The organism is Rothia santali, from assembly GCF_024199905.1.
GTDB classification, from domain to species: domain Bacteria; phylum Actinomycetota; class Actinomycetes; order Actinomycetales; family Micrococcaceae; genus Rothia; species Rothia santali.
This window is the reverse complement of record NZ_JANAFB010000033.1, coordinates 25,165-34,145: the sequence shown is the minus strand read 5'-3', so window position 1 is coordinate 34,145 and position 8,981 is coordinate 25,165. Positions and strand designations below refer to the sequence as shown.

Annotated in this window: 5 protein-coding genes and 1 pseudogene; 1 reads left to right on the top strand and 5 read right to left on the bottom strand. The window is 72.5% G+C overall.

Annotation, left to right across the window (positions count from 1 at the left end; translation table 11 throughout):
* Positions 1-1,372: C4-dicarboxylate transporter DctA (dctA, locus tag NBM05_RS11970; protein WP_254167720.1), on the bottom strand; the 1,372-nt coding region annotated here is incomplete at its 3' end.
* A gap of 135 nt (positions 1,373-1,507) precedes the next feature.
* Here dctA and NBM05_RS11965 point away from each other — a divergent pair.
* A complete protein-coding gene (locus NBM05_RS11965) occupies positions 1,508-2,902 on the top strand; it encodes a CoA transferase (protein WP_254167718.1) in 1,395 nt (464 codons plus the stop codon).
* 172 nt (positions 2,903-3,074) lie between these two features.
* Here NBM05_RS11965 and NBM05_RS11960 read toward each other — a convergent pair whose 3' ends face one another.
* The 4 genes and pseudogenes from NBM05_RS11960 to NBM05_RS11945 form a co-directional block, all read right to left on the bottom strand.
* Positions 3,075-4,025, bottom strand: coding sequence for an aldo/keto reductase (locus NBM05_RS11960; RefSeq protein WP_254167716.1), 951 nt, complete (start codon positions 4,023-4,025; stop codon positions 3,075-3,077).
* A 129-nt stretch (positions 4,026-4,154) separates the two neighbouring features.
* Positions 4,155-5,639, bottom strand: coding sequence for an MFS transporter (locus NBM05_RS11955; RefSeq protein ID WP_254167714.1), 1,485 nt, complete (start codon positions 5,637-5,639; stop codon positions 4,155-4,157).
* 304 nt (positions 5,640-5,943) lie between these two features.
* Positions 5,944-6,753, bottom strand: coding sequence for a trimeric intracellular cation channel family protein (locus tag NBM05_RS11950; RefSeq protein ID WP_254167712.1), 810 nt, complete (start codon positions 6,751-6,753; stop codon positions 5,944-5,946).
* 287 nt (positions 6,754-7,040) lie between these two features.
* Positions 7,041-8,731 (bottom strand): annotated as a pseudogene (locus NBM05_RS11945) (ATP-binding cassette domain-containing protein).
* Between the last annotated feature and the right edge of the window lie 250 nt (positions 8,732-8,981).

Sequence of the window (8,981 nt, the reverse complement as noted above, 5' to 3'; positions counted from 1 at the left end):
TGCGCTCCTGCTCGCGGTACTCGTCCTCCTTGCCGAGCAGGATAGCGGAGTCCTCGTTGGTGTACTCGCCGGCGAAGGCCCGGAGCATCACGTCACGGTCGAACTGCTTCTCCCACTTGGCCACCACGAAGGTCGCCACGCAGTTGCCCAGCAGGTTCACGACGACGCGCATGGAGTCCATGAGGCGGTCGGCGCCGAGCAGCAGCGCCACGCCGGCGACCGGGAAGATCCCGAGCGCGGCGGCCGTGGCCGAGAGGGCCAGGAACGAGGAGCCCGGCACGCCGGCCATGCCCTTCGAGGTCAGGAGCAGGATGCCCAGGGCGGCCAGCTGCTGGCCGAGGGACAGGTCGTGCCCGAAGGCCTGGGCCAGGAACAGCAGGGCGATCGAGAGGTAGATCGCCGCGCCGTCGAGGTTGAAGGAGTAGCCGGTCGGGACGACCAGGCCGGTGGTGGCTCGCGAGCAGCCCGCGTTGGAGAGCTTGCCCATGATGCGGGGCATCACGGCCTCGGTCGAGGCGGTGCCCAGCGCCAGGAGGAACTCCTCGCGGCAGTACTTGATGAAGCTCCACAGCGGGACCCGGGCGAAGGACCAGGCGACGACGAAGAGGACGCCGATGAACAGGACGGCCGCGCCGTAGCAGGCCAGGATCAGCATCGCGTAGGTGCCGAGCGTCTCGATCCCGTACTGGCCGATGATGAAGGCCATGGCGCCGAACGCGCCCAGCGGGGCGAGGCGCATGATCCAGGACATGATCTTGAAGATCAGCTCGAGGAGGGTCTCCATGATGTTCAGGATCGGCTTGCAGCGCTCCTGGCCGATGACCACGATGGCCGCGCCGAAGAACACGGAGAAGAACAGCACCTGGAGCAGCGTGTTGGAGGCGAAGGCCCCGATCACGCTCTCGGGGATGACCTCGAGGAGGAAGCCGCCGACGCCGTCGGGGGTCTCGGCACCCGCGGTCTTCGCGTCCAGCGCGTCCGAGGACAGCGAGTTCGGGTCGATGTTCAGACCCGCGCCCGGCTGGACGACGTTGGCCACGATGAGGCCGAAGACCAGCGCGAACAGGGTCGCGGCGGTGAAGTAGACGAGGGCCTTGACGCCCACGCGACCGACCGCCTTGACGTCGCCGACCGCCGCGATGCCCGTGACGATCACGAGGAAGATCAGCGGTGCGATGATCATCTTGATGAGCCGGATGAAGCCGTCACCGAGAGGACGGAGGTCAGCACCGAGGTCGGACCAATAGTGGCCGATCAGTACGCCCGCCACGATGGCGACCAGGATCTGGAAGAACAGCGATGTATACCAGCGCTTCTTCTTCGCGGGCCGTGCCGAACTCGCCTTCAGCGTGGCCGGATCTGACATCTTCATGTGTCTGAACCTCTCGGAGGATGGGTGTGAACCAGAGCACACTCAATGTACCCCCATTCTGACAATTTCCACAAGGGGAGAGAATATTTCCATCATGTGAAATATGACGGTTGTTCACCTGGGGATACTGGACCCATGGACGATTTCCCAGCTCAGAGCCAGGTTCAGTGGATCACGCGGGAGGCGGCGGAGCGATTCGCCCCCGCCGTCATCGGCCCCCGAACCTGGTGGAACGGCGCCCTGCCGGTCGAGTCGCTGGCGATCCGCTCGGCCTCGGCGGCGCTGACCGCGGCGCACGCGTTCCTCGGCGAGCGCCGCTTCGCGCTGGACACCCGGCGGCTGGCGGGGGCCTTCGCCTCGATCCGGCACCTGCGGGTGGACGGGGCCGCGCCGGAGCCCTACGACGCGGCGTCGGGGTTCTTCCAATGCCGCGACGGCTGGGTTCGCACCCACGCCAACTACCCACACCACCGGGACGCCCTGGCCGGGGCCCTGGGGCTCGGGGAGCTGGCGGCGGCCCTCCGGGAGCGCGCGGCGGCCGACGTCGAGGAGCTCGCCTTCGCGACCGGGGGGCTCGCGGTGCGCGTGCGGGGGCGCGCGGAGTGGCGCGCGACCCTCCCCGCGGAGGGGCGGGCGGGTGCGGCGGGGCCCGAGACGCCCTGGATCGCGCTGCACCCTCGGACCGGGTCCCCACGCGCCGTCGACCGGCCGGCCGGCGACCGGCGGGACGCCGGCTCCCGCCTCGCGGGGCTGCGGGTCCTGGACCTCACGCGCGTCATCGCCGGCCCGACCGGCACCAAGTTCCTCGCGGCCCTCGGCGCGGACGTGCTGCGCGTGGACCCTCCCCACCGCCCGGAGCTGCTGACCCAGCACCTCGACACCGACGACGGCAAGCGCTCCGCCGAGGCCGACCTGCGCGAGGCGGACGCCCTGAACCGGGTGCGGGCGCTCGCGACGGAGGCCGACGTCGTGCTGACCGGCTACCGCCCCGGCGCCCTGGCCCGCTTCGGGCTCGACGCGGCCGCGCCCCTGGAGACCCGTCCGGGCCTGGCCGTCGTGGAGCTCGACGCCTGGGGAGGGTGCCCGGAGCCGTGGCGCGGGCGGCGCGGATTCGACTCACTCGTGCAGGCGGCGAGCGGCATCGCCGACCTCTACGGGACGGCGGCGGGCGACGAAGAGGCGGCCCGCGATGACACGGTCACGGGGCACGGTACGTCCATGCGGGATGAGGCCTGGAACCCCGGCGCGCTCCCGGTCCAGGCGCTGGACCACGCCACGGGGTATGGAGCGGCAGCCGCGGCCCTCACGCTGCTGCCGACCGGCGGGAGCGCCAGGCTCTCGCTCGCCCGCACCGCCGAGGAGCTGTTCTCCCTCCCGCCCCTCCGCCCGGGGCCGGGACCGGCGGGCGAGGCGGCGCCCGAGCTGGTGGAGGTCGGCTCGCCCCACGGGAGGCTGACGCGGGTCGCGCCCCTGATCGGGGAGCCGCGGGCGCCCGGCCGCTACGGCGCGGACGTTCTGACCTGGGTCTGAGGACCGCTGGCACCGGAAGCGCCGGCCCGGGCCCTGCGGACCGCCGCGAGGCGAGCACGCCGAGGCGGCCCGGACGCACCGATTCGGGCTCGAGGACCGCCGTGACGCAGACGCGACAGCCCGTCCCGGCCAACCCGGCCCGGCAGACCATCGGCGCTCAGGGAAAGGGCCCTCAGGCGAAGGGCGCGGAGGCGCGGTCCAGCGCCGCGACCTCGTCCCCCGTCAGGGACAGCGAGGCCCCCTCGAGCAGGGCGGGCAGCTGCTCCGTGGTGCGCGCCGAGGCGATGGGCGCCGTCACGCCCTTGGCCAGCAGCCAGGCGAGCGCGACCGAGGGGATCTCGACGTCGCGCCGCTCGGCGATCTCCCGCAGCTGGGCGACCACGGCGAGGCCCTCCTCGGAGAAGTAGCCCTCGGTGAGCTGCTGGCGCTCGATCCCCCGCAGGTCCTCGAGGCTCCGGTACTTGCCCGTGAGGAAGCCCGAGGCGAGCGAGAAGTAGGGGAAGACCGCGGCGTCGAACTCGCGGGCGATGGGCGCGTAGCCGCTCTCGAAGTCCTTGCGGGTCACGAGGTTGTAGTGCGGCTGGATGGCCACGGGAAGGGCCAGCTGCTCGACGTAGGCGTACTCGAACCAGCGGCGCATCCGCTCGGGGCTGTAGTTGGAGATGCCGATGTGCCGGGCCTTGCCCGACTGGACGATCTCGTCGTAGGTCCGGGCCTGGTCCTCGACCGGCACGTCCTCGTCGTCGAAGTGGGCGTAGTACAGGTCCACGTAGTCGGTCTGGAGGCGGTTCAGCGAGGCGTCGATCGCCTGGTGGACCGTGTCCCGCGCCTGGCCCGAGTGCTCGGGGTGCTGGCCGGCCTTGGTCGCGATGACGACGTCCTCGCGCCGGCCGCGGGCGCTGAGCCACTCGCCCAGCACGGTCTCCGACTCGCCGCCGGAGTGGCCCTCGGCCCACGCGGAGTACACGTCGGCCGTGTCGATGAAGTTCCCACCGGCCTCCACGAAGGCGTCGAGGACGGCGAAGGACCCCTCCCGGTCCGAGGTCCACCCGAAGGTGTTGCCGCCGAGGTTCAAGGGGAAGATGGACAGGTTGGTCCGGGGGATCGAATTGCGGTGAGTCATGCTCACTCCTCCTGCGAAGCGGGGCTCGATGGGTCCGTGATTAACGACAACGGGGCCGGCGGATGCTGTATTCCGCCGGCCCCGCGGGACGCGCCCGTCCCGAGCCGCGTCCGGGAGGTCGCGGCCGGGTCAGCTCGTGACGCCCTCGCCCTTGGCCCGGGGGTCGTCGACGATGTCGATCGGCATGGTCGAGAGGTCCAGCTTCTCGTTCTCGTGCTGGCTCTCGATGAGGGGGTCGATCTCCTCCTCGCGGTCCACGGCCGGCATCGAGCCGATGAGGTTGCGGCCGGAGCTCTCCTTCATGAGGTAGACGCCGAGGCCGCCGACGACGCAGGCGAACATGATGTAGTACGCGCCCGCCAGGTCGCTGCCCGTGACGCTCTCGAGGACGGTGATCACGCCGCCCGTGGTGCCGCCGAACAGGGCGACGGCCACGTTGAACATGATGCCCATCGCCGCGTAGCGGTTGGCCGTGGGGAACAGGGCCGGCAGCGCCGAGGCCTGGATCGAGACCATGAACATCATGATGACGCCCATGATCATGAGGCCCAGCAGCGTCGACCAGACGTGCCCCATCATCATCAGCAGGAACGCCGGGATGGAGAAGACGACGCCGACCGCGCAGCCGGTCAGGATCACCGGGCGCCGACCGACGCGATCGGAGATCATGCCGAACACCGGCAGCGCGAGGCTGACGATGATCAGCACCGGGATCAGCAGGGCGTTGCCGTGGATCGTGTCGTACCCGAGGGTGCCGGTCAGGTAGGAGGGCATGAAGCTGGTGACGGCGTAGCCGACCACCTGCGAGCACATGACCAGGCAGGCCCCGAGGAGCAGCTGGCGCCAGTACTTGCGGATCACGGCCTTCAGGTCGCCCACGATGCTCTGGCTCTCACTGTCGGCGCCCTGCGACTCGGCCTCCATCTGGGCCTCGAAGGCAGCGGACTCCTTGATGCGGGACCGCATGATGATGCCGGCGATGCCGAGCGGCAGCGCGACCCAGAAGCAGATGCGCCAGCCGAAGGCCAGCATCTGGTCCGCGGTCAGGAAGATCTCGACGACGGTGGCCAGCCCGGCCGCCGCGGCGAAGCCGAGGTAGGAGCCCAGGTCCAGGAACGAACCCCAGTAGCCGCGGCGCCGGTCCGAGGAGTACTCGGCGATGAACGTGGCGGCGCCCGCGTACTCGCCGCCCGTGGAGAAGCCCTGGACGAACTTCAGCAGGATCAGCAGGATGGGCGCGAGGAGGCCCCACGAGCTGTAGCTGGGGATGCAGCCGATGAGGAAGGTGCCCAGGGCCATCATGAGGATCGTGAAGGCCAGGACCTTGCGGCGGCCGATCTTGTCCCCGATGGGGCCGAGGATCAGCCCGCCGAGCGGGCGGACCAGGAAGGTCACGGCGAAGGTCGCGAAGAACGCGAGCTGGTCCCACGGCTCGGGCAGCGGGAAGAAGACCGCCGTGATGGAGGCGGTCAGGTAGGCGTAGACCCCGATGTCGAACCACTCCATGAAGTTTCCGAGGAGGGTCGCACGGAGGGCCTTCTTCATCTCCTTCTGATCCACGACGTGGATGTCGTCGGCGGTCAGGGCGGGCTGTTCGTGGCGTGAACCGTTCATCAGTGAGCTTTCTTCTAGGTGAACCGTCGATACTTTACTCACCTATGCACCACGCGCCGCCCCGCCGATCAGGGCCGGAACGGTCGCCCCGAGGCGCTCGGGGACGCCCCCGGCGGACCGGCGGCAGGGCGCGCGGCACCCCGCCGAATCCCCCGGCACAGGAGGCATTCGACGGGTGCCGGGCGGCTAGGGGAACGAACCCCTAACCGCCGCCCTGCCGTGCAGGGCCACCCGAGCCTGGCTCATGAGGGAATTGTAGCGGACATCACATAGCCTTGTGATGCAGATTGCCCGATCCGTGGGGTCAGCGTCCCCGATCCGCCCGTCCGCGCCCCGGCCGGCGCCTCCTCCGGTGCTCCCTGATCTGGTCCTCCGTGACGATCTCGAGGTCCCGGGTCAGCGGCTCGCCCGGCGTCCAGCCCTGCTGCCGCTGGGACTGGCGCGAGCGGCGTCGGGTGCCCAGGCGCAGGCGCGGCCGCGGGACCACGAGGTTGACGGGGTCCGGCAGGCGCCAGTTCCGCCACCGGGAGACGACCCCCAGGGCCCCGCAGGTCAGGATGGAGACGCCCATGCCCAGCGTCGGGCGCTCCAGGACCTCGGAGAACACGGCCATCTCGACGGCGCCGACCAGGGCGATCGTCGCGTAGAGGGAGTTGCCGCCGAAGACGGCGGGGATGCGGTTGACCATGATGTCGCGCACCGCTCCCCCGCCCACGGCCGTGGTGACCCCGAGCGCGATGGACGGCAGCCAGTGCAGCCCCAGCGAGAGGCTCTTGACGGTCCCGGTCGCGGCCCAGCAGCCCATGCCGACGAAGTCGACCACGATCAGCACGCGGTCGGACCACTTCGCCCCCAGGTCCAGGGTGTAGGCGAGCGCGGCGGCGACCAGAGCCCCGGCCCAGTAGCCGCTGTCCGTCAGGGCGACCGGGAAGCCGGCCCCCAGCAGGACGTCGCGGATCATGCCGCCGCCCATGCCCGAGACGATCGCCAGCATCACGAAGCCCACGACGTCGAACCGGAAGGCCCGCGCCACGGCGCCGCCCAGGAGCCCGCTCGCGACCACCGCGGCGATGTCGACGATGCGGAACCAGGCGTCCGGGTCCCAGTGGCTCACGCGAACTCCTCGTCTCGGGCGCGGCGGGCCGGGCGCGGCGCGGTGGTGCGGGCCTGCGGTCTGCGGGGGATCCGCGGGGCCCTCGGGTCCGGGGACCGGCGGGGGCCTCGAACCTGGGGACCGGCAGGCCCCTCGGAGCCGGGGACCGGCGGGGCCCCCGGCCCAAGATGTCACACCGGGTGCGCCGCGGCAAGGACGCGCCGCAGTGCGACACATTCGGGCGCGGCCCCCCGGCCGGCGGCAGCTCAGCGGCACGCGCGGGACCCGCCCCGGCTCGCTCCGACAGGTCAGCTCAGCTCGAGTCGCGGCCACCCTCCCAGGTCCCGGAGCATCTGCCGGTCGTGCGTCGCCACGACGACGCACGCCCGGGTGCCGCCCAGGGCCTCGGTCAGCTCCTCCACCAGCGCCATCGAGAGATGGTTGGTGGGCTCGTCGAGGATCAGCAGCTCGGGGAGCCCCGCCAGGACCAGCGCCAGGTGCAGACGGCGCTGCTGCCCCAGGGACAGCCGGCCCGCCGGCGTCGAGGCCGCCTCGCGACCCAGTAGTCCCAGGGAGGCCAGGGAGGGGGCCTCCCCCACGATCCCGCGGCTCTGCAGGCGGAGGGCCCACCGTCGGTGGACCTCCCCGGCCGCCAGCCCCTCCTCCCAGGCGGGCACCTCCTGCGCGAGGTAGCCGACCCGCAGCCCCTCCGCGGTCTCCACCGTCCCCTCTGACGGGTCGAGCCGTCCCGCGAGGAGGTCCAGGAGCGTCGACTTCCCCGCGCCGTTGGGGCCGGTCAGCAGCAGCCTCCCGCCGCCCTCGAGCCGGAGGTCGAGCGGGTCCCGGAGGCGCCCGGAGAGGCGAGCCCCCTCCGCGCGCAGCAGCGTCGCGCCCGGACGGGACGCGAACCCCGGCCAGCCGAGCCGCAGCGGCGGCTCGGGGACGGTGACCCGATGCGCCGCGAGCTCCTCCTCCCGCCGGCGGAGGCTCCGCACGACGCCGGGGGCGCGATTGGCGCGCATGCTTGCCCGTCCCTTGGGCGGGCGCCACCCGTGTCGAGGCGGTCGCGAGCCGCCTCGACGGCGCCGCGGAGCCGGGCGTGCTCGGCCAGCTGCGCCTCGTGCTCCCGGACCCAGCGCTCGCGCTCGCGCCGCCGGCCCTCGCGCCAGCCCTCGTAGCCGCCGGGGTGGAGCCGGGGTCTGCCGTCCGCCGAGGGGTCGAGGTCCAGGACCTCGTGGGCCACGTCGCGCACCAGGGCGCGGTCGTGGGTGACCACCGCGACGCCGCCCGGGTAGTCCCGCAGCCGCGTGGTCAGGTACGCCAGCCCGGCGGCGTCGAGGTGGTTGGTGGGCTCGTCGAGGAGGAGCAGGTCGGCCCCGCCGTGCAGGAGGCAGGCGAGGCGGACGCGGTAGCGCTGGCCCACCGAGAGGGTCGACAGGACCCGCCCGCGGTCGACGCAGGCGCCGAGGGCCTCCAGCGCCAGGTCGACGCGACGCTCCGCATCCCAGGCTTCCAGGGCGGTGGCCCGGGCCAGTGCGCGCTCGTAGCGGTCCTCGGCGGATGGGCCCGAGGGCACCGGGGAGGCGAGCGGCTCGGCGAGGGCCTGCGCCGCGGCGTCGAACTCCGCCAGGGCGGCGCGGGCCGGCCCGGCGGCCTCGCCGACGAGGTCGCCCACGGTGGCTTCGCCCGCGGGAAGGGCCTGGCGGGAGAGGGCGAGGGTCCCGGCGCGCCGGAGGGTCCCGGCGTCGGGCTCCAGGTCCCCCGCCAGGAGGTGGAGCAGGGTGGTCTTGCCGCGGCCGTTCTCGCCGACGACCGCGAGCCGGCTCGCGGCGTTGAGGGTCAGGTCGAGGCCCCGGAGGACCGGCGCGCCGGCCCGGGTCACGGCGACGCCCTCGGCGCTCAGGTGCGCCGCCTCCCGTCGGGGAAGACTCTGGGCGGGGACGGGCCGGGGCCCCCGAGGGGAGCGCGGCGTGGTGGATGGTGTGCGTGCAGCAGGCATGATGCCCTTCCAAGCTGGGGAGCTCGTGGCTCCGGGGAGCCGGGCAGGGCCGATGGCCGCCCGGCGTGGACGCTCGGACGGGGCGCGGGGGGAGTCGAGGGTGGGTGCGCGCCGCCGTCAGCGGCGCGGGCGCAGCCTCATGAAGTGGATGCCTGTGTATCGCATGTGATCACCGTAGCAAGCCACCGGTCCCGTGTCCCGCGTGAATTCGCCGACATTCAGGGCCCGCAGCGTTACATAGTGTGCCAAA

Coding starts and splice junctions, on each gene's coding strand:
- NBM05_RS11965 (WP_254167718.1), top strand. CDS start 1,508: ATGGACGATTTCCCAGCTCAGAGCCAGGTTCAGTGGATCACGCGGGAG.
- NBM05_RS11955 (WP_254167714.1), bottom strand. CDS start 5,639: ATGAACGGTTCACGCCACGAACAGCCCGCCCTGACCGCCGACGACATC.
- NBM05_RS11960 (WP_254167716.1), bottom strand. CDS start 4,025: ATGACTCACCGCAATTCGATCCCCCGGACCAACCTGTCCATCTTCCCC.